Origin of the sequence: Campylobacter sp. 2014D-0216, assembly GCF_014931215.1 — a bacterium.
GTDB lineage: Bacteria > Campylobacterota > Campylobacteria > Campylobacterales > Campylobacteraceae > Campylobacter_D.
Genome location: NZ_CP063089.1, coordinates 1036989 through 1062614 on the forward strand (window position 1 = coordinate 1036989; position 25626 = coordinate 1062614).

General features: G+C 31.8%; 27 protein-coding genes. 3 read left to right on the plus strand and 24 right to left on the minus strand.

The window, feature by feature from the left end:
- Positions 1 to 42: 42 nt before the first annotated feature.
- The 9 genes from A0083_RS05225 to A0083_RS05265 are packed head-to-tail and all read right to left on the minus strand — an operon-like array spanning position 43 to position 7230.
- Positions 43 to 795, minus strand: a complete 753-nt coding sequence (locus tag A0083_RS05225; protein WP_120760369.1) for a pseudouridine synthase family protein — start codon at positions 793 to 795, stop codon at positions 43 to 45.
- Positions 776 to 1960 carry a lipid IV(A) 3-deoxy-D-manno-octulosonic acid transferase gene (waaA, locus tag A0083_RS05230; RefSeq protein WP_197552616.1) on the minus strand — a complete coding sequence of 395 codons (1185 nt, stop codon included), beginning with the start codon at positions 1958 to 1960 and terminating at the stop codon, positions 776 to 778. Before waaA ends, A0083_RS05225 begins: the two co-directional genes overlap by 20 nt.
- A complete protein-coding gene (locus A0083_RS05235) occupies positions 1957 to 2676 on the minus strand; it encodes a zinc ribbon domain-containing protein (RefSeq protein ID WP_120760372.1) in 720 nt (239 codons plus the stop codon). The genes waaA and A0083_RS05235 overlap by 4 nt, the downstream gene beginning before the upstream one ends.
- Before the next feature lie 11 nt (positions 2677 to 2687).
- Positions 2688 to 3413, minus strand: coding sequence for a Nif3-like dinuclear metal center hexameric protein (locus A0083_RS05240; RefSeq protein ID WP_197552618.1), 726 nt, complete (start codon positions 3411 to 3413; stop codon positions 2688 to 2690).
- Positions 3403 to 4263 (minus strand): glycine--tRNA ligase subunit alpha, encoded by an 861-nt coding sequence (gene glyQ, locus A0083_RS05245; RefSeq protein WP_197552620.1) that lies wholly within the window; start codon positions 4261 to 4263, stop codon positions 3403 to 3405. The genes A0083_RS05240 and glyQ overlap by 11 nt, the downstream gene beginning before the upstream one ends.
- On the minus strand, positions 4260 to 4766 hold the full coding sequence (locus A0083_RS05250; RefSeq protein WP_120760378.1) for a DUF3972 domain-containing protein: 507 nt from the start codon (positions 4764 to 4766) through the stop codon (positions 4260 to 4262). The genes glyQ and A0083_RS05250 overlap by 4 nt, the downstream gene beginning before the upstream one ends.
- A gap of 9 nt (positions 4767 to 4775) precedes the next feature.
- Positions 4776 to 5270, minus strand: a complete 495-nt coding sequence (purE, locus tag A0083_RS05255; protein ID WP_120760379.1) for a 5-(carboxyamino)imidazole ribonucleotide mutase — start codon at positions 5268 to 5270, stop codon at positions 4776 to 4778.
- On the minus strand, positions 5267 to 6523 hold the full coding sequence (locus tag A0083_RS05260) for a peptidase U32 family protein (protein ID WP_197552622.1): 1257 nt from the start codon (positions 6521 to 6523) through the stop codon (positions 5267 to 5269). Before A0083_RS05260 ends, purE begins: the two co-directional genes overlap by 4 nt.
- On the minus strand, positions 6520 to 7230 hold the full coding sequence (locus tag A0083_RS05265) for a chemotaxis protein (protein WP_120760383.1): 711 nt from the start codon (positions 7228 to 7230) through the stop codon (positions 6520 to 6522). The genes A0083_RS05260 and A0083_RS05265 overlap by 4 nt, the downstream gene beginning before the upstream one ends.
- 215 nt (positions 7231 to 7445) lie before the next feature.
- Between A0083_RS05265 and glnA the strand changes: the two genes are divergently transcribed.
- Positions 7446 to 8876 carry a type I glutamate--ammonia ligase gene (gene glnA, locus A0083_RS05270; protein WP_197552624.1) on the plus strand — a complete coding sequence of 477 codons (1431 nt, stop codon included), beginning with the start codon at positions 7446 to 7448 and terminating at the stop codon, positions 8874 to 8876.
- A 26-nt stretch (positions 8877 to 8902) separates the two neighbouring features.
- Here the strand turns inward: glnA and purU are convergent, their stop codons facing one another.
- The 14 genes from purU to A0083_RS05340 all read right to left on the minus strand — a co-directional run bounded on the left by purU (position 8903) and on the right by A0083_RS05340 (position 20765).
- Entirely contained in the window at positions 8903 to 9730 is an 828-nt protein-coding gene (purU, locus tag A0083_RS05275) for a formyltetrahydrofolate deformylase (RefSeq protein ID WP_120760386.1), read from the minus strand.
- Positions 9727 to 10836, minus strand: a complete 1110-nt coding sequence (locus A0083_RS05280; RefSeq protein ID WP_197552626.1) for a CCA tRNA nucleotidyltransferase — start codon at positions 10834 to 10836, stop codon at positions 9727 to 9729. The genes purU and A0083_RS05280 overlap by 4 nt, the downstream gene beginning before the upstream one ends.
- Entirely contained in the window at positions 10805 to 11242 is a 438-nt protein-coding gene (ciaD, locus tag A0083_RS05285) for an effector protein CiaD (protein ID WP_043019966.1), read from the minus strand. The genes A0083_RS05280 and ciaD overlap by 32 nt, the downstream gene beginning before the upstream one ends.
- Positions 11239 to 11487 carry a hypothetical protein gene (locus tag A0083_RS05290; RefSeq protein WP_087691144.1) on the minus strand — a complete coding sequence of 83 codons (249 nt, stop codon included), beginning with the start codon at positions 11485 to 11487 and terminating at the stop codon, positions 11239 to 11241. The genes ciaD and A0083_RS05290 overlap by 4 nt, the downstream gene beginning before the upstream one ends.
- Before the next feature lie 62 nt (positions 11488 to 11549).
- Positions 11550 to 12722: an MFS transporter gene (locus A0083_RS05295; RefSeq protein ID WP_197552628.1), complete on the minus strand. Its 1173-nt coding sequence runs from the start codon at positions 12720 to 12722 to the stop codon at positions 11550 to 11552.
- A gap of 2 nt (positions 12723 to 12724) precedes the next feature.
- The gene (locus tag A0083_RS05300) at positions 12725 to 12892 is read right to left on the minus strand and encodes a hypothetical protein (RefSeq protein WP_172586670.1); all 168 of its coding nucleotides are present in this window, start codon (positions 12890 to 12892) and stop codon (positions 12725 to 12727) included.
- A gap of 2 nt (positions 12893 to 12894) precedes the next feature.
- Positions 12895 to 13230, minus strand: coding sequence for a chaperone NapD (locus A0083_RS05305; RefSeq protein ID WP_197552630.1), 336 nt, complete (start codon positions 13228 to 13230; stop codon positions 12895 to 12897).
- Positions 13217 to 14143 carry a WD40 repeat domain-containing protein gene (locus tag A0083_RS05310; RefSeq protein ID WP_197552632.1) on the minus strand — a complete coding sequence of 309 codons (927 nt, stop codon included), beginning with the start codon at positions 14141 to 14143 and terminating at the stop codon, positions 13217 to 13219. Before A0083_RS05310 ends, A0083_RS05305 begins: the two co-directional genes overlap by 14 nt.
- A gap of 4 nt (positions 14144 to 14147) precedes the next feature.
- On the minus strand, positions 14148 to 14666 hold the full coding sequence (locus tag A0083_RS05315; RefSeq protein WP_039664208.1) for a periplasmic nitrate reductase, small subunit, cytochrome c550 protein: 519 nt from the start codon (positions 14664 to 14666) through the stop codon (positions 14148 to 14150).
- The gene (napH, locus tag A0083_RS05320) at positions 14656 to 15447 is read right to left on the minus strand and encodes a quinol dehydrogenase ferredoxin subunit NapH (protein WP_197552634.1); all 792 of its coding nucleotides are present in this window, start codon (positions 15445 to 15447) and stop codon (positions 14656 to 14658) included. Before napH ends, A0083_RS05315 begins: the two co-directional genes overlap by 11 nt.
- Entirely contained in the window at positions 15444 to 16193 is a 750-nt protein-coding gene (gene napG / locus A0083_RS05325; protein WP_197552636.1) for a ferredoxin-type protein NapG, read from the minus strand. The genes napH and napG overlap by 4 nt, the downstream gene beginning before the upstream one ends.
- Before the next feature lie 4 nt (positions 16194 to 16197).
- Positions 16198 to 18972, minus strand: a complete 2775-nt coding sequence (gene napA / locus A0083_RS05330; protein WP_197552638.1) for a periplasmic nitrate reductase subunit alpha — start codon at positions 18970 to 18972, stop codon at positions 16198 to 16200.
- Positions 18973 to 19140: 168 nt separating this feature from the next.
- The gene (gene flgG / locus A0083_RS05335; RefSeq protein WP_120760397.1) at positions 19141 to 19935 is read right to left on the minus strand and encodes a flagellar basal-body rod protein FlgG; all 795 of its coding nucleotides are present in this window, start codon (positions 19933 to 19935) and stop codon (positions 19141 to 19143) included.
- 17 nt (positions 19936 to 19952) lie between these two features.
- Positions 19953 to 20765 carry a flagellar hook-basal body protein gene (locus A0083_RS05340; RefSeq protein ID WP_039664213.1) on the minus strand — a complete coding sequence of 271 codons (813 nt, stop codon included), beginning with the start codon at positions 20763 to 20765 and terminating at the stop codon, positions 19953 to 19955.
- 138 nt (positions 20766 to 20903) lie between these two features.
- Here A0083_RS05340 and rpoD point away from each other — a divergent pair, with 138 nt between their 5' ends.
- Positions 20904 to 22781: an RNA polymerase sigma factor RpoD gene (gene rpoD / locus A0083_RS05345; RefSeq protein ID WP_120760398.1), complete on the plus strand. Its 1878-nt coding sequence runs from the start codon at positions 20904 to 20906 to the stop codon at positions 22779 to 22781.
- 20 nt (positions 22782 to 22801) lie between these two features.
- On the opposite strand, the gene A0083_RS05350 is transcribed toward rpoD, so the two are convergent.
- Positions 22802 to 24892 carry an RNA degradosome polyphosphate kinase gene (locus tag A0083_RS05350; protein ID WP_197554569.1) on the minus strand — a complete coding sequence of 697 codons (2091 nt, stop codon included), beginning with the start codon at positions 24890 to 24892 and terminating at the stop codon, positions 22802 to 22804.
- Between the two features lie 226 nt (positions 24893 to 25118).
- Here A0083_RS05350 and nrfH point away from each other — a divergent pair, with 226 nt between their 5' ends.
- Positions 25119 to 25616, plus strand: coding sequence for a cytochrome c nitrite reductase small subunit (gene nrfH / locus A0083_RS05355; RefSeq protein WP_120760400.1), 498 nt, complete (start codon positions 25119 to 25121; stop codon positions 25614 to 25616).
- Positions 25617 to 25626 lie beyond the last annotated feature (10 nt).

Below are 25626 nucleotides of genomic sequence, written 5' to 3' on the forward strand. Positions count from 1 at the left end.
TTTAAAAAGCTAAATTATAAACCTTTTTAGCTTTAAACGCCTTTAAAAATTTAAATTTTTTATTTCAAAACCATAAGCATTAAAACTTTCATCTAATAATGCCTTAAACTGATAATCAAAAAGATGAGTTTCATAAGAATGCAAATACATTCTTGAAGAGCTAATTTTGGCGTATTTTTCATCACCTATGATACCATGTTTGATATGGTTTAGATGTACTCTAATTTGGTGTGTTCTGCCTGTTTTAATCATCGCTTTAATGAGAGTTTTTTTAGCATTCACCATTAAAGGAATGACTTGCGTATGTGCTTCTAGGCCAAATTTATCCACTTTACTAAAAGCACCACCTTTGTTTTTAACCGTAGAAATCTTTTCACAAATTTCAAGTTCTTCGGCAATAACGCCATCAACAATAGCCAAATAACTTTTATATACATTTTGCTTTTTATACTCTTGAATACATTTAAGCCTAAACTCTTCATCTTTACTCAAAAGCAAAACTCCACTTGTTTCTTTATCAAGTCGGTTAATAAGTTTTGCGCCAAAAACATTCTCTAAGTTTTCGCTAATTTCTCCATAAGGTTTATTTAATGCAATGATTTTATCATCTTCAAACAATACTTTTGCTTTTTTGATCTTTTGAACGACAAATCTTGTTCTTGAACTCATCAAAGCTCTAGCTATAACTACTTTTCTACCCATAGCAAACACACAACCTTTGTCGATTAACTCCTTCGCAGCGTTGTTGGAAATTTTTTCTTGCATTGCAAGTAATTTATATGCTTTTTCTTGCATCGAGACCTTCTTTTATACTTAATATAACTTCATTTAAATCGCCTTGTTTTTTTAGCGATGATATTTTAAGTTGTTGTTGTAAAAAACCATTTATTTGATCTATATCTTCACAAATATACAAATCATCTACTTCTTGGTATAAACTTTCTTGATTAAAATAATATTTTCCTGAAATAATCACATTATTCCACCTAGCAGCTTCTATGGGATTATGTCCGCCTATATTATCCACAAAAGAACCACATAAAAAAACTATATCGCTAACTTGATATAAATTTTCAAGTTCTCCTAAAACATCAAGCAACAAGCATTTTGCATTAAAAGCTTGCGCAAAATCACCTTGTTTTAAATCTAAATCTGAAAATCTTTGCATATTATAGTCATTTTTTTGACAAAAACTCTTTAAAATACTTTCAACTTCTCCAAAACGCTCAGGGTGTCTTGGTGCAACAATCAACTGATCATTATCAGCAAGCTTAATCTTTTCAAGCAATAAACTTTCTTCGTTTTCATGTGTACTTGCCAAAATAATCACTCTAGTTTTAGTTTTAGTGTAATTTTTTAGTTTTTTTTGAGCTATGTTTGCTTTAATATTTCTATAAGCTATCACATTACTAGCTCCTAATTGTCCTAGTCTTTCTTTATCTTTTTGACTTTGTGCAAAAACCACATCAATATACTTAAAAACCAAACGATAAAAAAATGCGAAACGTTTGTAATTTCGAAAAGATTTATCACTAATTCTAGCATTGAGTAAAATAACCTTGGCATTATAAAATTTAGCCATAAATACAAGCATAAACCAAAGTTCTGCTTCAAAAATCACCAAAACCTTACAAGGCCTCATCCAAAAAGGTACAAAAATTTCAAATGGAAAAAAATTAACCTTTTTGGTATGTTTTAATGCTTCTTCAAATCCTGTTTGTGTAATCGTTGAGATACTATAGTCTTGAAAATTTTGAGCCAAAGGCATAATGCTTTTGATCTCACCAAAAGAACATGCATGAAAGTATAAATCACTTTGAGATTGTCTTAAGTTTTTATAAAGAAAAAATCTTGACTTTAAAGACTTTTTGTATTTTTCCTTATAAAAACTTAAAATCAACAAAAAAGGTGCCGCGAGTAAATACACCAACGCGGCAAAAATATAATAAAAAAAAATCAATTTTGATTTTCTTCTTTTTCTTTATATAAAATTCTTCCACAATGTGGACATGTAACAATTTCATCGCCTTTTAATACTGCTAAGTATGTTTTATCATAAATTCTCATAAAACAACCATAACATGCATGTTTTTTCACAGGAACTACTGCAGTATTTCCAGCCCATTTTCTAATTTTTTCATAAAAAGTTAAAACTTTTTGATTGATTTCGCCTACAAGTTTTGTTTTTTTATCATAAATTTCTAGTCTTTCTTTTTCAATATCCACTAAAACAGCTTTAGTTTGTGCGTCAATTTGATCCACTTCATTTTCAAGTTCAGTTCTTTTAACTTGTAATTCTTCTTTAAATTTCTCTTTATTTTCTAAAATTTTATCTAATCTTTCAATTTCTTCATTGGCCGCATCTAATTGTTCTTTTGCAATATCCTCTTCGATTTTTAAAGCATTTGCTTCTTTTTCGGTTTTAACTGCAGCACTTTTTTTTGCTATTTCTTTAATCTTTACACCAAATTCAGCAATATGGTTATTGTTTTGAACTTTTTGAGCTTCTATATCTTTAATATCTCTTTCGTAAGTAGCGATTTCTTCTTCTGTTTTATCCAGCAAAGCACGCTTTTCTTTAAGTTCTTTTGTTGCATCTTCTACTTTATCTACAAAGCTGTCTAGTTCTTTATCAATTTGCGATAAAACTGTAAGTTGTTCTAGATATTTATTCATTGAAATTGTCCTTAAAAATATTGAAATGGATTTTTTGAAACTGATATTATAACTTCTAAATGAAATTTTTGCAAATCTTTTGCCAAAATTTCACTAAAACACAATTCGCTTTCATAGTGTCCTATATCGATCAAACTTAGCTTGTTATGATAGCTTTCTAAGGCTTGATGGTATTTAAAATCACCACTTAAAAAACAATCAGCTTTAACACTAGAGATCAAATCTCCCCCACTACCTGTACAAATAGCCAAGCTTTTGATTTGTTTTTGATGGGCATTTACAACTCTAATATGATCTAACTTCAAGCATTTTTTAATATGCTGAATTAATTCTTCAAACTGAAAATCCACATCACAGTAAATCAAAAATTCATTTTGTTCTTTAATCTTAAAGCCTAAAATTTCACTTGTAAAATAAGCATTTAAATGACTCAAATCAAAATTTGTATGCATTGCGATCAAAGCAATGTTTTTTTGTATCATTTTTGTAAGGAGTTTTTGTGGATATAGTACTCCACTTAAATGCTTTAAACCCTTAAAAATCAAAGGGTGATGTACTATAAATAAAGAATTCTCACTAGCATTTTCCACTAAATCAATATCCACATCAAGTGCGAGATAAACCTTGCTCACCTCTTGCTCAAAATCTCCAAGCAATAAGCCACTATTATCCCATACACTTTGCGTATAAAACGGACTAATCGTATCTAAATACTCATAAATTTCTTTAATTTTCATCTAAACTTTCTTTATATATCAAGGCACAATTTTTAGATAATTCTCTAATTTTTAACATAAAATCTTGTCTTTGAGTAACAGAAATAGCCCCTCTTGCATCAAGTAGATTAAAAGTGTGAGCTGCGAGCATACAATAATCATACGCAGGTAAAGCAAGTTTTGCCTCTAAAGCATTTTTACACTCATTGTAAGCATTTTCAAACTGAATGTTTAAAGTTTTTACATCACTTATTTCAAAATTGTATTTACTAAACTCAAACTCACCTTGCTTATGAACATCTTTATAGGTGATTTTTTCACCATTAAATTCATTCCAAATGATATCATATACATTATCCACATCTTGCAAATACATTGCAAGTCTTTCTAAGCCATAGGTAATTTCAGCACTAACTAAATCAACACTAATACCCCCAACTTGTTGAAAATATGTAAATTGTGTCACTTCCATGCCATCAAGCCAAACTTCCCAGCCTAAACCCCAAGCACCTAAACTTGGACTCTCCCAATTATCTTCTACAAAACGAATATCGTGAGATTTTAAGTCAAAACCTAAATTTTCCAAGCTTTTTAAATATAATTCTTGGATATTATCAGGACTTGGCTTCATTAACACTTGAAATTGATAATAAGCGCCCAAACGATTAGGATTTTCTCCATATCTTCCATCTGTTGGTCTTCTACTTGGCGCAACATAAGCTGCAGCCCACGGTTTTTTACCTAAGCTTCTTAAAAAAGTTGCAGGGTGAAAAGTCCCTGCTCCCGCGGGAAAATCATACGGTTGCATAATAGCACAACCTTGCTTTTGCCAAAATTCTTGTAAATTTAATATCATTTGAGAAAAAGTCATTTTTCTTCCTTTAATTCCTCTGGCTTTTCAGATGAGTTTGCATATAGCTCTACTGTTTTATTCCACATCATTTTATATTTTCTTTTTAGAAATTCTACTTCATTACGAGCATACTTAAGTTGCTCGTTGAGATTTTCTATAGTTTTTCTATCTTCATCATAAAGTTCTTGCATAGAATAAAGCGCGTCTTTTAAAAATTTATTTTCACCCTTTAAGGCTTCTAAGGTTTCATCTTTAGCATCAAGTACTTTTTCATGTAGATTTAAAATAGTTCCTATGGTTTTTTCAACAAAACTTTCCCCTGCTAAAGTCATAGAATTTACCATAGCTGGTTGCTTTGAACTCATCGGCACAACACTAAAAGTACCTTGATTTGCTTCAATGTAAATTTTGCCCTCTTCTTCTTTGAAATTTAAAGCTCCATTTGCCATCATTCCTTTTACTACATCTTCAGATAAATGCACCAATTGACAAAATTCTTTTAATTCCAAGTAAGTTTGCATACGCTCTCCTTAAAGAAAAACTTCAATCGCATTTGAATCTTGAATAAGTTTTTCTTGTTGTTTTTTTCTATCTTCTAATAGTTTTTGAGCTAAACTCTCATCTTCAATAGCTAAAATTTGAACCGCCAAATAAGCTGCATTCATCGCACCTGCTTTACCTATAGCTAAAGTTGCAACTGGAATCCCACTTGGCATTTGAACTGTAGAAAACAAAGAATCCATGCTTGCTAGGTTGCTTCCTGGCATAGGTATACCTAAAACAGGTTTTGTTGTATGAGCTGCCACAGCTCCAGCCAAATGCGCCGCCATACCCGCTGCTGCGATAAAGACTTTCGCACCTTTTTCTTCAGCATTTTTGATATATTCTTGTGTTCTTTGAGGGCTTCTATGAGCAGAAGTAATTAAAACTTCATATTTCACGCCAAATTTTTCTAAGACACCCAAAGCTTCTTTTACGATATCATAATCGCTTTTACTTCCCATTAATATAGAAACAAATTTCATTCAACACCCCTTCTTAAAAAACTAAATTCTGGAAGTTTAAACGGCAAAGCAATTTCATTTTCATTACCACTGTGAATTACATCAAATTCTTTATTATTTTTAGCTAGCAATTGTTTAAATACGATAAATTTCTTTCCTTCGTTTTCATAAATCACCCCTAGCTTATTTTCTCCTAATTCTATATGAGAGTGGATTGGTGCTAAAATTTCGTATTCTTTTCCTAGCTCTATTTTACCTTTGCACTTGAAAAATTCCCCATCCTCGCTAATAGCATGCACTTGATGCGTACCTTCTTCTATGCTTGTATTATGGTTAATTGAATCAGTTTTTTCATAAGCTCTTGAAACCAAATATCCATCTGTAAAGCCTCTATGTTTTAAAGTATGAATTTCTTTTTCATATTTGCTTGCATCGAAAGTGTTTTGCAATACATCCTCTACTGCCATTTTATAAGTTCTTGTGGTTAAAGCAGCATAGTACTCGCTTTTTGTCCTTCCTTCAATCTTAAAAGCATGAATACAGTTTTCTTGCATAATTTTTTGAATATATGAACTTAAATTTAGATCTTTGGAATTAAACACATGTGTACCATTTTCATCTTCTTCTAATCTAAAAAGCGTATTGGTTTCTGGATTTTTTGCATACAATTCATAGTTAAAACGACAGTCATTTGCACAAGATCCACGGTTACTCATACGTCCGCTTTGCACTGAGCTTATTAAACATCTACCCGAATAAGCAAAACACATCGAACCATGCACAAAACTTTCAAGCTCAATATCGCAATTATTTCTAAGATCTTTTGCATCTTTTAAGCCCAATTCCCTTGCGATAACAACACGCTTTGCACCCATGTCTTTATAAACTTGCGCATCAAGATAATTCAAAATATTTGCTTGAGTTGACACATGTAGATTGATTTCAGGTGCAAGCTCCTTAACCAAACGCATCGCACCTACTGAAGCTACTATAAAAGCATCAGGTTTCATTTCTTTTAGTTTTAATATATGTCTTTTTAGACCTTCAATTTGCGAACTAAAATGAAAACCATTAATCGTAACATAGATTTTTTTTCCTTTAGAATGCGTATAATCAATGGCTTCTTTGAAAGTTTCGTAGTTAAAATCTCTTGCGGTTCTTGCTCGAAGTGAAAAATTACTCACACCCGCATAAACAGCATCAGCTCCATAAGCCAATGCTATTTTTAATTTTGCAAAATTACCTGCTGGAGAAACTATTTCAGGAACAATCATTTTTTTCCTAAACTAGCAATCAAGGCCTCGATATCATCATTACTTACAACATCGCTTGTTGTATCCCCTTCAATGTGAACAGCAGAACCAACACGTTTTTCATCATCAATTTTACCTTCAAATAGACTGCTCATATATCTACTTAAAGCTCTCATTACATTGATAACACGCTCAATTTTTTGACGATGAATATCTTGATATTGCATTGCATCCATTGCCATCATAACCTCATCTTGTCCAGTTTGTAAACAACCTGTTATCTCATCGATAATATTTTTAGCGTCATTATTAGTGTCAATAGCTTCTTTAAAGCTAGCTACATTAGGAAATTTTGTATTTAATTTTTCAAAAATTTCTATATTTTTATTTAAAGCATCACTAATCACACAAAGTTGATTTTCTGAATTTGCAAAAAAATCATTGATAGCTTCTAGTTTTTCCATCATTTCAGTTGCTTTGATTTCGCTATCTCTTGTCACATCATCAAGCTGATGTACAACTTTATGTTCTTTGCTTGGTGGTGGTGGTGGCCATGCCATATCCGCTCTTGCTTTATAATCACCATTAATCATATCACTAACTATTTGTTTGTTTTTTTCTTCATCTTCATAGTCTGTTTCAGGTTTTGCTTCTGCGCTTTCTTCGACAGAATCAAGATCTAAATCTTCAGCGCTATTCATTAAAGCATCTAATTCTTCTTGAGTCATTTCTACACCTTTTTAATAATAAAAACTAATGTAGGATTATATTATAAAAAAATATAAATCAACATTAAATTTTTAGAATAAATCTGTTTTTTTGTTTAATTTATTATTTTTTTTACAATTGACTAAAAAAAATATATTAATTTAAACTTAATTTAAAAAAAAGATACTACAATCTTAAAAAATAAATTCAAAAAACCTATTAAAAAGGAGAAAAAATGGGTAAGTTTGTAAATAATATCGATGAGTTTTTTAGTTATTGCCAAGAACATGAAGTAATGTTTGTTGATTTTAGGTTTACCGATATGATAGGAACTTGGCATCATATTACTTATAATATAAAAGCGATTGATGATAAAACATTTGAAAACGGAATACCTTTTGACGCAAGTTCTTTACACGGCTGGCAACCTATAGAAAAATCTGATATGATCTTAAAACCTGATGTTGAAAGCGCTTTTTTAGATCCTTTCACAGCTGATCCTACTATTATAGTTATTTGTGATGTTTATGATATCTATAAAGAACAAATGTATGAAAAATGCCCAAGAAGTATAGCCAAAAAAGCCATGCAACATTTAAGTTCTAGCAATATCGCTGATGCGGCATTTTTTGGCCCTGAAAATGAATTTTTTATTTTTGACAATGTTAAAATCGTCGATTCTTCTCATTGTGCAAAATACGAAGTTGACACCGAAGAAGGCGAATGGAACGACAATAAAGACTTTACTGATAGCTACAACAGTGGACACCGCCCAAGAAATAAAGGTGGGTATTTTCCAGTTAGCCCTATTGACTCAAGTGTGGATATTAGATCTGAGATGGTGCAAGTTTTAGAAAGAGTGGGTTTAAAAACCTTTGTTCACCACCATGAAGTAGCACAAGGACAAGCTGAAATCGGCGTAGAATTTGGAAATTTAGTTGAAGCAGCTGATAATGTACAAATTTATAAATATGTAGTAAAAATGGTAGCACATTTAAACGGAAAAACAGCAACCTTCATGCCAAAACCACTTTATGGGGATAATGGAAGCGGTATGCACGTGCATATGAGTTTATGGAAAGATGGAGTGAATTTATTTTACGATAAAGATGGCTATGGAAAACTAAGCGAATGTGCGATTAACTACATCGGAGGAATTTTAGCTAATGCTAGAAGCGTGGCAGCCTTTACTAATCCTAGTTCAAATTCTTACAAAAGAATAGTTCCGGGTTTTGAAGCACCTTGTATATTAACTTACTCTTGCCAAAACCGTTCTGCAAGTTGTCGCGTGCCTTATGGCATCAATGAAAAAAGTGCAAGGGTTGAAATAAGATTTCCTGATAGCACTTCTAATCCTTACCTAGCTTTTACAAGCTTATTGATGGCAGGGCTTGATGGTATCAAAAACAAAACCATACCAGTGGGCCCAATGGATGAGAATTTATTCGCACTTACTTTAGATGAAATTAGAGAAAAAGGGATCGAGCAACTACCTCATACTTTAAGAGGCTCTTTAGAGGCACTCATTAGAAAAAATGCCTTCTTAAAACCTGTGATGAGTGATATTTTTATTGATGATTATCAACATATGAAATTTGAAACTCAAGTTTGGCCTGTAGAAGCTAGACCAACTGCTTATGAGTTTAAAACCTGCTATTCTTGCTAAATTTTGATGCCAAATGGCATCAAAATTTAAAAGACAATAGTTTTATTTTCATAAATGAAAATTCTATCATCAAACACCAAATCCAACGCTTTAGAAAATACATTTTTCTCTACATTGCGACCAGCTTGCTGCATAGCTTGCCAAGAATACTCATGTGTTACAGGTATAACATCTTGGGTAATAATTGGCCCCTCATCAAGGTTGTTATTAACAAAATGTGCAGTTGCACCAATGATTTTAACCCCTCTCTCATAAGCTTGCTTATAAGGATTTGCACCAATAAAAGCAGGTAAAAAAGAATGATGTATATTAATAATCCTTCCTTCAAAACGTTCCACAAAAGATGGAGATAATATCCTCATGTACTTTGCTAAAACAATATAATCAAACTCATATTGACTTAAACATTCTAACATCTTCTCTTCATGCTCTTGCCTACTTAAATCTTGTGCTAAAACCGCATGAAAAGGAAGGTTAAATTTATCCACCAAAGGCTTTAACACATCATAATTTGCAATCACTGCTTTGATATTTGCATTAAATTCACCACTAAATTGACGGATCAACAACTCACCTAGACAATGCGTTTCTTTAGTAGCTAAAACAACAATATCTTTTTTTCTTTTTAAGGTTATTTCTATATGTGCATCATCAGGAAGCATCGCTTCAAGTGTTCCTTTGAATGCTTTTACATCAAGCTCTCCTTCTAAATGCGCTCTAAAGAAAAAACGATTTTCCCCAACAAATTCATCATTTTTTACGATATTAATTCGATATTTGAAAATGACATCTGAAATTCTATAAATCAAACCTTTTTCATCACTACTTGAAATTTTTAAAATATATTCATTCATTCTTGCTCCTTGATATAGTTTTTTAACTCTTGCAATCTTCTTTTTTCAAGCTCACTCCCAAGCTCTTTTCCGCTAAAGCCTTCCCTTAACAAATCTTCTGACTTTACCTTGCTTATAAAAGCTTGTTCATATAGTTTTAATTTTTTAGCTTGCAAGATACGCTCTTTACTCCAAAGTCCAAGCCACTTGCAAAGGGGTATTTTTAAAGCAACTTTAGCCAGATCAAAATCATCAATTTTTCCTAGCATAAAATCTTGCTCACATTTTTTCAAAAGATCTTTTTTTAGCTTGGTTTTTTTAAAAAAATCATTTTTATCTATATGAAAAAAATTTAAATACAAATACAAATACAAAGCCTCATCTTGAATCAATTTTTGACTTTGTTCTAAAAGCTTTTGAAATTCCATATCAAAGCTTTGATAAAAAAAGATTTTTTCTTCTAAATTTAGAATTTTAAAATATTCATAGGCCTTATTCAACCGTGTGGTTTTAAAAATTTTATACAATTCATTGTTAATGCGTTCTCTTGAAAGATCATTAATGTCCATAGTTTGCATTAAACTCAAACTTTCACTTGCAATCTTTAAATCAAACCTACACGCAAAAGCAATTCCACGAAGTACTCTTAAGCTATCTTCTATAAAACTTTGATCATGAATATGTCTGATTGTTTTTGCTTGCAAATCTTTTAAACCATTAAAGAAATCTAAAAATTCAAAGCTAAAGATATTTACCATCATAGCGTTAATGGTAAAATCTCTCCTCTTAGCTCCTTCTTGTTCATCATTGCAAACTTTAACTTCAAAACCCTTATGTCCTTGTGAAATTTTATTTTCATAACGTGCCAAAGCTAGGTCAAATTTTTTATACTTATATACAAAAAAACTCTTCCCTACTCCATTTGCTCCAAGTTTTTGCATAAGTGTATCAAAAAGTTCAGGCTGAATGTCATAAATTTCTATATCATAATCATCACTTGATAAATCTAAAAAAGAATTCCTTACACAACCACCTACTAAATAAGCTCTTTGTGTGTAAGGTTTGAGTATATTTTTAATCCTTAAAAAATCTTGATCATTTTTTAAGTCTATCTTCAATCTTTGCAAGTAAAAACTCTAAAAAAGTAATCGTAATATCTAGTCTTTTTTCTACATGCTCATCTTTGGTATTTTTTAAACCTTCAAACAAAACCAAAATACGCTCTCTAAGATTTTTCAAAAAAAATTCTTCATTATTAATAATACTTTCTTCTTTTTCTTCTAAAACCTCGATCTTAATCGCCGCAGCTTGCTTTTCTTCTTTAACTTTTACTTCTAAATCATCTAATTCTTGAATTAATTCTTGTGTTACCTTGCTAATTTCTTCTTTGATCTTTTTTTCTTGTGGGTTTATACTTTTTTCTTGTGTAAGTTCTTCAACCATAGGAGCAAATTCATTACTTTGTTTTTTCGAATTATCAAGTTCTGAATTAACCTCACTTATAGCCATTTTTGCTAAATCTTCAATATTCATAGCTTTATCAACCACCTTTTAAATTCATTAATTTCTTCTTCACTTTTCATATTAACAAAAAAATCAAGCATATCATAATTTAAATCTTCATGATTTGAACGCAAACCACTTAAACGCCTTATTGCATCTATGGCATTTTTATTTTGCGGATCTTGCTTTAAAATATTTTTATAAATTTCCAAGGCCTCATCTTTTAAGCCTTGTGCTTCATAAATAGAAGCCTCTGTAACTGTATATCGCATTATAAACTCACAAAAATAAAATCTTAAAAATTCTAACAAAAAAGGCTTTAATTTATTTTTAATCTTTATTTGATCACAGGGGCCTTATATGCTAAAAACACAAAAATATTTAAAATTATCGCTACAACTATCAACATTAAAAAACCAAAGGTAAAATTTTTAAAATGATCATGCAATATCCCAACCACCCAAGGTGATTGAGCAGCGATTAAATACCCTACTCCTTGCGACATAGCTGAAAGCTTAGCTGCGATAGCAGAATTGGAACTTTTAATAGCAATAAACAATAAAGAAATCGTAAAAACCCCACTAGAGGCAAAACCTAAAAAAATTGCTGCTAAAAACAACATTGCCTTGGTATGGCATACAAAAATCATCATAAAACTTAAAACATATAAAAAACCCAGTGTCACAATCACAATGCTTTTAGCGCGATTTCTAAGTCTACCCAAAACAAGAGGTAACAAAAAAGCCACAGGCATACCGATGATTTGCGATAGCAATAAAACATTCGAACCAAAATCAATCCCAAACCCCTTTTCACTAATCATCACACTAAGCCAAGCAAACAAGCTATAAGATAAAAAGCTTTGTAGGCCCATTACTACAGTTACTTTCCATGCTGTTTTGTTTAAAAAGATATTAAAGCGATTTATATTTTTTCTTTTAGCTCGCAATAATCTTTTGTTTTTTAAATGCGGAAGATAAAAAAACAAAGCCATCAACGCCAAAATCACCCAAATAAACATAGCTTGTGGCACATCAAAAATTTTAAGTAAGGGTAGCGACAATGCCACACCTGCAATAGAAGATAACCCAATAATTGAACCATATAGGCCCATTATTTTATAAGTATTTTTAGGAAATTTTTCTTTCACAAAAGAAGGTAACAATACATTTGCAATCGCTATCCCGCCTCCTATAAAAAACACACCCAAAAACAAACCTATATTAGCACCATAACTTCTAAGCGCTTCACCAAAAACAATCAAAAGCAAGGCAAAAAATAAAGCTTTAATCTGTGAAAAATATGCCACAAAAAAAGAAATAAGACCAAAAGCTATTAAAGGTAAAGTAGTAAGCATACCCGCTAAAGTAGAATTGATCTGATAATATTCTTGAATATGCCCTATCATAGGTCCTATGGAAGTTATAGGAGCTCTTAAATTTAAAGCCAAGGCAACTACTACTAAAATATTAATCCAAAAGAATTTTTTATATATGATTTGATGATGCATTGTTATTTTTGTTTTAAAATATTTTCAAGATATTTTTGCTTATCTTGTTCTGTGTCTTTTTGTTCTACTTGTTTTTGAGTTTTTATCGCCTCATTTTCTTCAGAAAAATACAAATAATCTACGACAAAAATAGATGAAATTATAAAAATCAAAGGAATTAAAAAAACCATAATTAATACTTTCTAAAAATGTTGCCATAGTATTCTATATCATCTTTTTTTAAATTCTCATCAAAAGCATCAGATTTAAAATTTGACTTTAAAATTTTTTCTCTTTCTTCATCTAAATCTTGGTACGAAAAAACCATATTGATACTCACCACACCATCAAGCTGCTCTAATTGCTTATAAGCTTTCAACTCATCTTCTAAATTTTCACTCTCAATCACCACGATGATTTTTTCTTCTTCAATTAATTCCACACTACAACAAGGTATATTTTGAATTTGTTCTTTTAACTTGCTGATTTTTTCTTCTTTGCTTAAAATCAAAACACTAGAAAGATTCATCTATACTCCAAAAAATAATTTTATTTTCATAACCCGCACTGATAAATTCATGCTTATTTAAAAATATCAGATATTCTAGCAGAAAATCTTGATTTTGAAATTGTTTTATAGTTTTTAAATTATGAACATCTATAAGCTCTATGATGTTTTTTTCATTATCACCAAAAGCTGCGACAGCACCATCTTTACTTAGGGCACAAGTGTAAATCAAAAAGTCTCTTTCTATGCTTTTTTCTTGATTATTTTTGATGATTGCTAATTTTCTATCAGTGCTACAACTTGTAATAATTTGATTTTTATAATCTAATTGGTAGATATTATCCTTGTGAGCATTTTTATAGCTTTTTATTTTCTGCCAATTTTTTACATCAAAAAGAATGATTTCACCGCTTTCAAAACCCGCCACTAGCTGTGTTTTTGTTTCATTTAAAACCACATCACTCAAACTTGAATTAGAAAAAACAAAATTCTTTGCTATTTTTTTTGTTTTTAGATCAAAAAGCTCTATGTTAGAACCTAACAAGGCTAACAAAATAGTATCATCATCTAAAAACAAAGCTTTTTTAACCCCATCGCTATGTAAGTCATAGCTTACAAGTTGCTTGTCTTTGTAAATATAAAGTCTTTTACCCCCAAAACTTCCTTCACATAAAATCAAAACAGCCCCATTTAAGTAATCAACACTGTAAATTCTAGGGCTGAGATTTTCTTCATAAAAATTTTTAATCTTGTCTAGTTGGGTGATTTTTTGCAATTTTTTATTTTGCGTAAAATACCAATACAGCTCTGCATTATCAAGCCCTATAAGCAAATCACTGCCAACTAGTTTTAAAGCATTTACATTAGCAGGGAGTTTAAGCTCATAGCCAAACACCCAAATACTTATCAACAAGATTAAAAATATTTTTTTCATTGTGTTATTTCACGCCTTCGTTTAAGACTTCTAAGAAATTTGACTTTCTTTTAAGTTCTTCGTTTTTAAATTTCGCCTCAAAATTATTTCCAACCAAAGGTTTTGCATCACTTTGTGGAACATGACACTGAGTACAATTAAATCTTGCCTCACTAACCATATCCTTAGTTGACTTATTTTTTCTCAAGTCAAAATAATGACTACTTGGAAGCGCTGTAGCACCCACATCTTTAGCAATAGCCTTATCATGGCAGCTTAGACAAATATTATTATCTTTTACAATCGGAAGCATATCTTCTAAAGTGTGCGGAATCAATGGCGGAGCATTTTCAAATGATCTTTCGATCAAAACAGATTCTCCTGCTAAAGCTTGAGAATACTTTACATCTAACAATTCTACATTTTCACTTTCTAAACTTGTTTTTCTTAAACCTATATCCTTTGAATCCACACTTTTAACAGCAAATCCACAAGCGCTTATTAAAACAGCTGCTGCTAAGGATAAAAAGATCTTATTTTTCATTTTCTCTCCTTAAATTTATAATACTAAAACCTAAAGCATCATCCTCACAAACATCAACACATTTTCCACATCTAATGCATTCTCCTGATTTTACATTTTGATTTTCTTTACCTATCATCCAAAGTACTTGTTTTTCAGGGCATACCCCAAGACATTTGTAGCATTGAGTGCATTTTTGGAGGTTATATTTGATTTTTAACAGTGAAAAACGCGAACTTAAAGCCCAAAAAGCCCCTAAAGGGCAAAAATGTGAACAAATAAATCTTGGACTAAAAAACGCATCAATACAAAAGATTATCAAAGCTATAAAAAGCCAAGAAATGCCGCCAAAAATCAACCCTCTTTGAATGACTCCTATGTAAGAAAATTCCTCAAAAACAGGATAGGAAAAAAGAAAAGAAAAAATCAAAACAAAACCCATCACATAATAACGTAAATTTTTATGAACATTAAAGATCTTAGTTTGATTAAATCTTAACTTCACCCTTATATAATAAGCAAAATCTGTGATGATATTAACTGGACACACCCAAGCACAAAAAGCTCTTCCTGCAAAAATAGCATAAAATAAAAACACTATCAAAGCTCCACTTAAAGCTATCAAATCCACTTGTAAACTTGCCAAAACAAGTTGAATATAAGCAAAAGGATCACTTAGCGGCACAGAAGAAAACAGCACCGAAGAGCTTAAATTTCCTTTTAATACAAAATCAAACATACTAAAAGAAAACAATACTAAAATAGAAAACTGCACCATTCTCCTTAAAATAAGATACTTCATAGCAATTCTCCATCATTAAGATAATCTCTAGCCTTATTTTGGTTGAATTTTTTTTCAGTATTTACATCTTGTAAACGCTTTTCATCTTTTTCATCCCAACCTTTAATATAATTATCCCCAGCTTTTCCTAAAACAAATTCCCTAGGCAAAACTCTAATGGCTGGCTTTTGAGTAATACAAGCTTTTTCACAAATTCCACAACCCACACACACTTCATGATCTACCACAGGTAGTAAAAATGCATGCTTTGCGGTTCTTTCATTACGCTTTGTTTCAAGCTTAATTGCCTTATCAATCAAAGGACAAGCTCTATAACAAGCATCACATTGTATCCCCCAATACGCCACGCAGCTTGCGCTATCAATAATAGCTATACCTATTTTTGTTTTATAAATTCCATCTTTTTGCTCTAAATACTTATGATCTAAAGCATTTGTTGGACAATCTTTTATACAAGGGATATCTTCACACAACCTGCAAGGATTTTCTCTAGCTACAAAAAAAGGTGTTCCTTTTTTTGCACTATCTTGCATTGTAGCTAATTTTAAAACATCATAAGGACAAACCCTCACACAAAGTCCACATCGTATGCATTTTGACAAAAATTCTTTTTCATCATCAGCACCAGGTGGTCTTAAAAAATACTCCTGATTGGAACTCAGTGCTAAACTTACTAAAAAAGCACTACCGCTTCCTATGCACAAAAGCTTCAATGTAAAGGCTAAAAATTCTCTTCTTTTATTCATTATTTTATGCTTTGGTAATTTTTACGGCACACTTTTTAAAATCTGTTTGATTAGACAATGGACAAGTTGCATCTAGTGTAACTTTATTAATATACACATTCTCATCAAACCAAGGTACATAAACAAGACCTTTAGAAGGCTTATTTCTACCACGAAAATCTACTCTTGCTTTTACTTTGCCACGGCGAGATTCTACCCATACAATATCACCTTGGTTAATATGCATTGCTTTAGCATCATCTTCATTCATATAACAAAGCGCTTCAGGAACTGCACGGAAAAGCTCAGGAACTCTCATAGTCATTGTTCCACTATGCCAGTGCTCTAAAACCCTACCAGTAGACAACCAGAATGGATACTCTTTGCTTGGTCTTTCAGGTGCTTTCATGAATGGTCTAAAGAAAATTTTTACTTTATTTTTTAAGCTGTATTTTTCTTTAGTTTGCGGAGCTAGCAAGTCTCCTTTTGGTAGTTCTTTTGCAAAATCTCCATAAAATGCAAAATCTGAATTTGGAGCAGCTTTTTTAGCGTAATAGTCAAATTTAGTATTAAATCTCCATTGAGTTTCTTTACCATTAACCACAGGCCATCTTAAGCCTCTTACTTTATGATAAGTGTCAAAATCAGCTAAATCATGTCCATGACCTAAACCAAATTTGCGATATTCTTCCCATAAATACTTTTGCACAAAAAACCCATAGCCGTTAAATTCTTTACCATCGCTACCTATGACTTTTCTCTCATCACCTAAAACTTCAGAATTATCAAAACCTTTAGCGATATTATCCTTAGCTTTAAAAGTTTTTGCTTCTTTATTTGCAAATAACACATCAAATAAAGTATCATCTTCGCTATAACCCATAGCTTTTGCTTCTTCCAAAACGCTTGGTAAAGTAAGCTTATCATTTACCTTAGTTTCACCCCAAACTTCTTTTAGTTTAAAGCGTTTTGCAAATTCCATAATTTGCCAAGTATCACTCATAGCCTCACCTACAGGTAATACTTGTTGCTTCCAATGCTGGGTTCTTCTTTCAGCATTACCATAAGCTCCCCATTTTTCATAAATCATTGCACTTGGTAAAATCAAATCAGCCACTTTAGCACTAATTCCTGGGTAACAATCACTCACAACAATAAAATTATCCATTTCTCTTGCTGCTGCTATCCAGTGGTTTGCATTAGCTGTATTTTGCCAAGGATTGTTTACTTGCACCCAAGCAAATTTGATATTTCCATCTTCTAAATCTCTCATGATCTTCAAATACGGTGCACCTGGTTTTGGATTGATCGTTTTTGCAGGTACTTTCCAAATTTTTTCACTAATAGCTCTATGTTTAGGGTTTGCCACCACCATATCAGCAGGTAAACGGTGTGAAAAAGTCCCAACTTCTCTTGCTGTTCCACAAGCACTTGGCTGTCCTGTCAGCGAAAATGCTCCATTACCTGGCTTAGCTTGTTTACCAAGTAAAAAATGCACCATATAAGCTTGCTCATTCACCCAAGTACCTCTTGTGTGTTGGTTAAAGCCCATAGTCCAAAAACTTACAACTTTTCTATTTTTTTCTATATAAAGATTAGCTAATTCTTGAAGTTTTTTCTTGAAATCTTCTATGCTTTCATCTTCATTTCCCTTAGCAACTTTTGCAACATAATCAAGCGTATAAGGCTCCAAAGCTTTCTTAAAATCTTCAAAAGAAATTTCCCAATGCGCATCAGGAGCACCTTGGTGTTTCATTTCAAATTTATCACCTGCTTTTACTCCCAAATAAGCCAAAGAAATTGCTTCTTCTTCATCTAAAACAATTGCGTTTTGCTTTGCAACTGTATCTTTTTCACTTGCTTTAAATTTAGGATGGTTTGGATTATTTCTCATTCCATAACCAATATCAGCATAACCTGTGGTAAAAATACAATGTTTTTCGATAAATTCTTTATCCATTGCCTCAGGGTGGTTATAAACAATTTCTCTAGCAATATAATTCCAAATAGCCAAATCCGTATTTGGTTTAAAAATAATCTCTGTATCAGCAATATGAGAAGTTCTATTAGAGAAAGTAGATAAATTTACAATTTTAACTTGATCTAAATTGCTTAATTTTCTATCACTTACCCTTGACCACAAAATCGGATGCATTTCTGCCATATTTGCACCCCAAGTAATGATAGTATCAGTAAGTTCTATATCATCATAACATCCAGAAGGTTCATCTACTCCAAAAGTTTGCATAAAACCAACAACAGCACTAGCCATACAGTGACGTGCATTTGGGTCTATATTATTTGATCTAAAACCAGCTTTTACAAGTTTAGCTGCAGCATATCCTTCTTGTATGGTATATTGGCCGCTTGCAAAAATTCCAATACCCTCAGTTCCTTTTTCTTTATAGGCATTTTTGAATTGTTTTTCCATTTCATCAAAGGCCCTTTGCCAAGAAACTTGTTGGAATTTTCCTTTTTTGTCGAATTCACCCTTAGCATTAACACGAAGTAAAGGTGTAACTAAACGGTCTTCTCCATACATGATTTTTGCATTAAAATAACCTTTAATACAATTTAATCCACGATTTACCGGAGCTGCTGGATCGCCTTTTACGGCAACGATTTTACCATCTAAACTTGCAACTAAAATTCCACAGCCTGTACCACAAAATCTACAAACGGCTTTATCCCAACGCCATTTATTCTCAGTATTTGCAAGTACACTACTTGGAACACTAAGACCCGCAACACCACAAGCACTAGCAATAGCGGTATTTTTAATGAAGTCCCTTCTGTTCATTGTAACCCTCGTTATTGTTTATTTGACGTGTTTAAACACATCTTCACAATATTACTATATTTACGGTAAATTTAAAATATGGAAGAGAATATTTTATAATTATTTAAAATTAGGAGTTTTTTAGTATTTTTATAAGATTATTTGCATATTATAAAACGCTAGTTAATCCTAGCGTTTTAATTGATTTACTATACCAAGCATATCATCACTTGTTGTGATTGCTTTAGAACCTGCTTCATAGGCTCTTTGACCTGTAATAAGATCAGTCATTTCCTCTACAAGCTGTACGTTACTAAGTTCAACAAATCCATGCTTAATCATAGAAAAACCATTTTCACCTGCGATCCCCGCTATAGGTGCACCACTTGCATCAGTTTCTACTAAAAGGTTATCTCCTAATGCGTGCAAGCCTGCTGGATTGATAAAATTCACAAGTTCAATTTGTCCTATTTGAGTTTCAGCGGTATTACCTGGTTGCATTACAGAAACCGTCCCATCGCTTGCAACATTGATTGCGATAGCATCTTCAGGTATAGTCATTTCTGGTAAAAGTCTATAACCATCTGAATTTACAATATTTCCTTCAGCATCTTTGGTAAATTGTCCATTTCTTGTATAAGCGATTGTCCCATCTGGCATTTGAATTTGAAAAAAGCCATTATTACCCGCAATCGCCATATCAAGTCCTGAAGTTGAAGTTTGTTTTAAACTACCTTCGCTAAAAATTTTACTTATCGCCGTTACTCTTGATCCAAGACCTACTTCAATACCACTTGGATGTTTAGTGGTGCTTGAAGTTGAAGTACCTGCGTATTTCATTGTTTGATACATCAAATCTGCAAATTCTGCACGAGATTTTTTATAACCCACTGTGTTAACATTTGAAATATTGTTTGATGTAACATCAATTTGTGTTTGTTGCGATACCATCCCTGACGCTGCTGTATATAATGATCTTAACATTTTATCTATCCTTAGTTTTATTTAGTACTTGCTAGCTTATTAATAGCTTCTTGGTTTAAATCATCCATATGAGATGTCATAACTTTTTGATACATCTCAACCATTCTATTTGCCTCTATTAATCCTACCATTTCTGTAACAGGATTAACATTTGAACCTTGGGTAAAACCTTGCTTTACAGCACTAGAATTAGGCAAATCTCTAATTTTATTTAAATTATCAATTTTATACATATTATCGCCATCTTTTTGCAAATCTCTTAAATCATCAACCTGCGCTATAAATAATCTTGCGATGTTTTGATTAGAAGCACTTATCATTCCATTTTTATCTACATTAATAAAAGAAGTAGAATCACCCACGCGTATACCATCATTTTCAGGATTATTAAAATAATCGCTACTTAAGACTCTATAACCTTGACGATTTACCAAATATCCTTCATCATCTAGTTGAAAATTACCATCTTGGCTTAATCTTACCTCGCCATTATTGGTTTTGATTAAATAAAAAGTGTCTTCACGAGTAAGAGCCAAATCTAAAGGATTGTGTGTCATTTTCATAGAACCCACACTAAAATTAGTGTAAACATGATTAATTTGCGGCACTCTATCTATAGTTGTATTAACAAACCTTGCAGCATCTCTTGTGTGATTTTCTATAGGCAACTCATCTTGAGTTTCTTTAAAAATCCTTTTAAAATCTGCAATAACAACATTATCTCTTTTATAACCACTTGTGTTAACATTTGCTAAGTTATTAGTTACCACATCTAAGCGATTAAATTGCGTAACCATAGCACCAGTAGCTTGATAATAACCATTTTGCATTGTTTTTCCTATCTAAAATCTTTATTTTTGTACCAAAACAAAGCAAAAGGTGTTCCAAAATGTTTTTATTTGTTTTTAATTAATTTTTAGGCATAATATTTAGTTTTATACTCATTATCTAAAATACAAGGAGTACTCATGGCTACTGAAACTAATGTTTTAGAAGAACTTTTTAAAGAAAATTCAAAAGATTATATCACATATGAAAAACTTGTCAAGTATTTTGCCAAACTTCCTAATGCAACAAGTGCTAAAAAAATCCGTGATTTAATGGAAAAATACAAAGTAGAACTAATTTCCTCAGCAGAAATTGCCAAAAAAAGAAATTTAGAAGAAGCAAAAAAACTACAAGAAGAAAAACAAAAACTACAAGATACAAGCTTAGAAAACGAATTTGATTTAGCCAATGAGAATGATTTGTTAGAATGGAGCAGATCAGACTCTCCTGTAAGAATGTATTTAAGAGAAATGGGACAAATTGCTCTTTTAAATAAAGACGAAGAAATTGAAATTTCTAAAAAAATTGAACTAGGTGAAGATATTATCATTGATGCATTTTGCTCAGTGCCTTATTTGATTGATTTTATTTTAGATTACAAAGAACCTTTAATCAATAGAGAAAGAAGAGTTAAAGAACTTTTTAAAAGTTTTGAAGATGATGATAAAAGCGATGATGATAAAAGCGATGATGAAGTAGATCATGAAGATGATGGCGAACACGAAGAAGGTGAAAATTCAAACGAAAAAAAACCCAAAAAAACTAGCAAAAAAGAAGATGAGAGAACTTTAAAAGTTATAGAAAGTTTTAAAGCTCTAGAAAAAGCAAAAAAAGAGTGGCTCAAAACTATTTCTACCATTAATGCAGAAAAAAACAACGATGAGTTGCTAGATAAACTAATCATCGCCTTTAAGAAAAATATACTAAAAGAAAAATTAATGGATCTAGGTCCTACTTCAAAACTCATTTCTGAGATCGTAAAATCCATGGAAACTGCATTAAAAAGCGATGAAGAATTTGACAAAGAATTAAAACGTCTAGAGTATCGTTTACCGATGTTTTCAGATGAACTTAAACAAAGACACCAAGATATTTTAAAAGATATTACTAAGCTTAGCAAAGAAGAAATCGCTGAACGTGCCTTAGAAACAACCATGGTTAGCACTTATATGGAAATCAAAAAATTAATCCAAACCAAAGAAGCTAGTCAAAATTCTTTTGATTTGGAAAAAGATCAACTAAAAGAAATTCTAGAACAAATCAAACGTGGTAAAAAAATCTCAGATGAAGCTAAAACAAGAATGGCTAAATCAAATTTACGTTTGGTTGTAAGTATTGCCAAAAGATATACTAACCGCGGTTTACCGTTTTTAGATCTAATCCAAGAAGGCAATATAGGCCTAATGAAAGCGGTGGATAAATTTGAATACAAACGTGGATATAAGTTTTCAACTTATGCAACTTGGTGGATTAGACAAGCCATTTCAAGAGCCATTGCTGATCAAGCAAGAACAATTAGAATTCCTATTCATATGATAGAAACTATCAACCAAATCAATAAAATCATTCGCGAATATTTACAAAAAGAAGGTAAAGAGCCTGATGTAAGTATCATCGCTAAAGAAGTAGGTCTTAGCGTGGATAAGGTAAAACAAGTGATTAAAATCACCAAAGAGCCAATTTCACTTGAAGCACCTATTAGCAATGAAGATGATGGCAAATTTGGAGATTTTGTAGAAGATAGAACTTCAATTTCTCCTATGGATCATATCTTAAAAGATGATTTAAAAGAACAAATTGATGAAGTTTTAGACCAACTTAACGATAGAGAAAAAGCTGTTATTAGAATGCGCTTTGGCTTGATGGATGATGAGAGCGATAGAACCTTAGAAGAAATTGGCAAAGAGTTGAATGTTACAAGAGAAAGAGTAAGACAAATAGAAAGCTCAGCGATCAAAAAACTTAAACATCCAAAAGTTGGTAGAAAACTGAAAAATTATATAGAAGGTTGGAAATAATCCTTGCTAAAAAGCAAGGATTAGTTATCCCTAAAAAGCTTTGTCGCTAAATGTGCTGCCCTACTGTGATCGGTATCTTTTTTCAGCGTATTAAAAATTCTACCGATATATTCTTCTAGTGTTTGTTGTGAATTATTAACCTTTTCTTCATTTAAAATAATTTTACGATATCTTCCTTCGCTATCTAACTCATATGCAAGATCATTATCGCTTAATTGTAATTTCAAAATTTGAGCCAATTTTGCACGAGAATATTCATCAAAAATAGGAGTCATTAGCTCCAATCTTCTTTCTAAATTTCTCGGCATCCAATCAGCACTTGAAATGAAATAATTAGGCGCTGTGTGTTTAAAGTATAAAATTCTAGCATGCTCTAAGTATTTTCCTACTATACTTCTAACTTTTATATTTTCACTATAACCTTTAACTCCAGGTCTTAAGCAACAAATTCCACGCACAATTAGTTCTATTTTTACACCTTTATTAGAGGCATTATATAAAGCTTCAATCACTTCCCCATCTACCAAAGCATTCATTTTTGCTATAATCATTCCATTTTCACCATAGCTTGCTTCTGTAGCTATCATATCTAAAATTCTTTCTTTAATTTGCTTTGGACTCATCGATAAAGTTTTTAAACGGCGACTTTTGCTATACCCTGAAAGGATATGAAAAAAAGTTGTCGTATCTTGTGAGTATTCTTCCTTAGAAGTAAAATAACTCACATCTGTATAAATTTTTGCCGAACTTGCGTTATAATTTCCTGTGCTAAGATGGTTATAAATTTTTAACTTATCCCCTTCTTTTCTAATCACTTGCGCTACTTTTGCATGAACTTTAAAACCTGTAATCCCATATATCACATGCGCACCAGCATTTTCTAGTGATTTTGCCCAGTGCAAGTTATTTTCTTCATCAAAGCGCGCCTTTAATTCCACCATCACAGTAACTTGCTTACCTTCACTTGCAGCATCAATCAAAGCTTGAACAATGCTAGAGTTTTTTTCCACTCTATAAAGTGTCATTCTTATAGAAACTACCTTAGGATCTTTACTTGCTTCTTTGATAAACTGATACACAGGCTCAAAACTCTCATAAGGCTGTATAGCTAAAATATCTTGTTTATCTATCGCACTAAAAATAGACACATTGTCTCCAAAAGGTGGTAAGATTTTTGGCGTATAAACTGGACTTAACAAATGAGTAAACTCTTTATTGGAGATGATTTGCCATAGTGATGGCAAATTTAAAAGTATGCTGTATTCATAAATATCCTTATGAAAAATATTCATATGAGAACTTAAAAAATCTATAAGTTGCTCATCTGCGCCTTTTTCTATCTGCAAACGTATAAAAGCACCTTTTCTACGAAGCTTCAACCCCTGCTCCAAAATCAACATAAAATCATCAGCCTCTTCTTCTTCTATCTCCATATCTGCATTTCTAGTAACCCTAAAAGCAGCAGATGATAAAAGCTTATAACCGGGAAAAATATGCTCTGTGTGATGACGCACTATACTTTCTATAGGCACATAAATATTAGAACTCACTTGATAAAATCTTGGCAAAACCCTAGGTATACGGATCATGCCAAATTTCAAAAGTTCAGGATGCATCGGATCACAAAGTTTCACCGCCAAAGAAAAAGAAAGATTATTCAAATGCGGAAAAGGATGAGTTGCATCAACTGCAATAGGCACAATAACCGGAAAAATATTAGAAAAAAAATGCTCTTTGCATTGTTGCTTTAAATCCTCATCAAGTTCCTCATAAGAACGAATAAATAAATTTTCTCTTTCTAGCTCTTGGGTGATTTTGGTAAAATACTGCTCTACTACGTATTTTTCTTCATGCAAATAATTTCTAATCGCCTTAAGTTGTGCAAGCGGAGTCATCTCATCGTTGCTTGTAATACTAATACCTGCAACAAAAAGCTGTTTTAAACCCGCAATTCTTATCATATAAAATTCATCTAAATTAGTACAATATATAGCAATAAATTTTAACTTTTCAAGTAAAGGAAGATCTTTGGAGCATTGATCTAAAACACGAGAGTTAAAGGCCAACCAAGAAAGCTCTCTATTAATATACATCGATGGTTGAATTTGCATCATAACACCTACCTTATTTTATATTCTTTAATATTTTAGTATTTCTTTTATTAAATTTATTTGATATCTAAAATAGTAAATAAAATATACAAAATAATAATACTTATTTTATCTTAATTAAAGAAAAACAAATAAAAAATAAATTTTTATTTACCTTTTTGGCTCTATTGTGTTATATAATTACCCTTAAGTTCTTGTAACTTAAACTTCATTCAAAGGAGAGACTTTGAAAAAAGCAAACTCAAAACTTTTTGCTGTTTTCCTCTTCTTACTTGTAATTTTAGCGGGTGTGGGAATGTATACTTTCCATAATGCTAAAGGAACTTCTTATTTTAGTGATGCTAGTGAAAGCTGCAACAACTGTCATATTATGAACGAAGTTTATAATGACTATTTAAAAGCTTCACACTCCAAAGAAGTTGATGGTAAACCAAGAGCAACCTGTAATGATTGCCATTTGCCACATAGTTTCTTTGAAAAATGGATTGCTAAAGCTCAAAGTGGTTTAGGACATGCTTATGCATTTACTTTCAAACTAGATTCTCTACCAACACATTTAAGTGCAAATGCAAAAAGTAAAGAAATAGTGCAAAATAACTGTATAGAGTGTCACAAAGAGATTGCGAGTAACACCATCAACCCTACTCTAGATCCACACAAGCAAGACAATGCTTTAAACTGTGTATCTTGTCACCAAGGCGTTGGACACAAAAGAGGATTTTAAATGAAAGGAG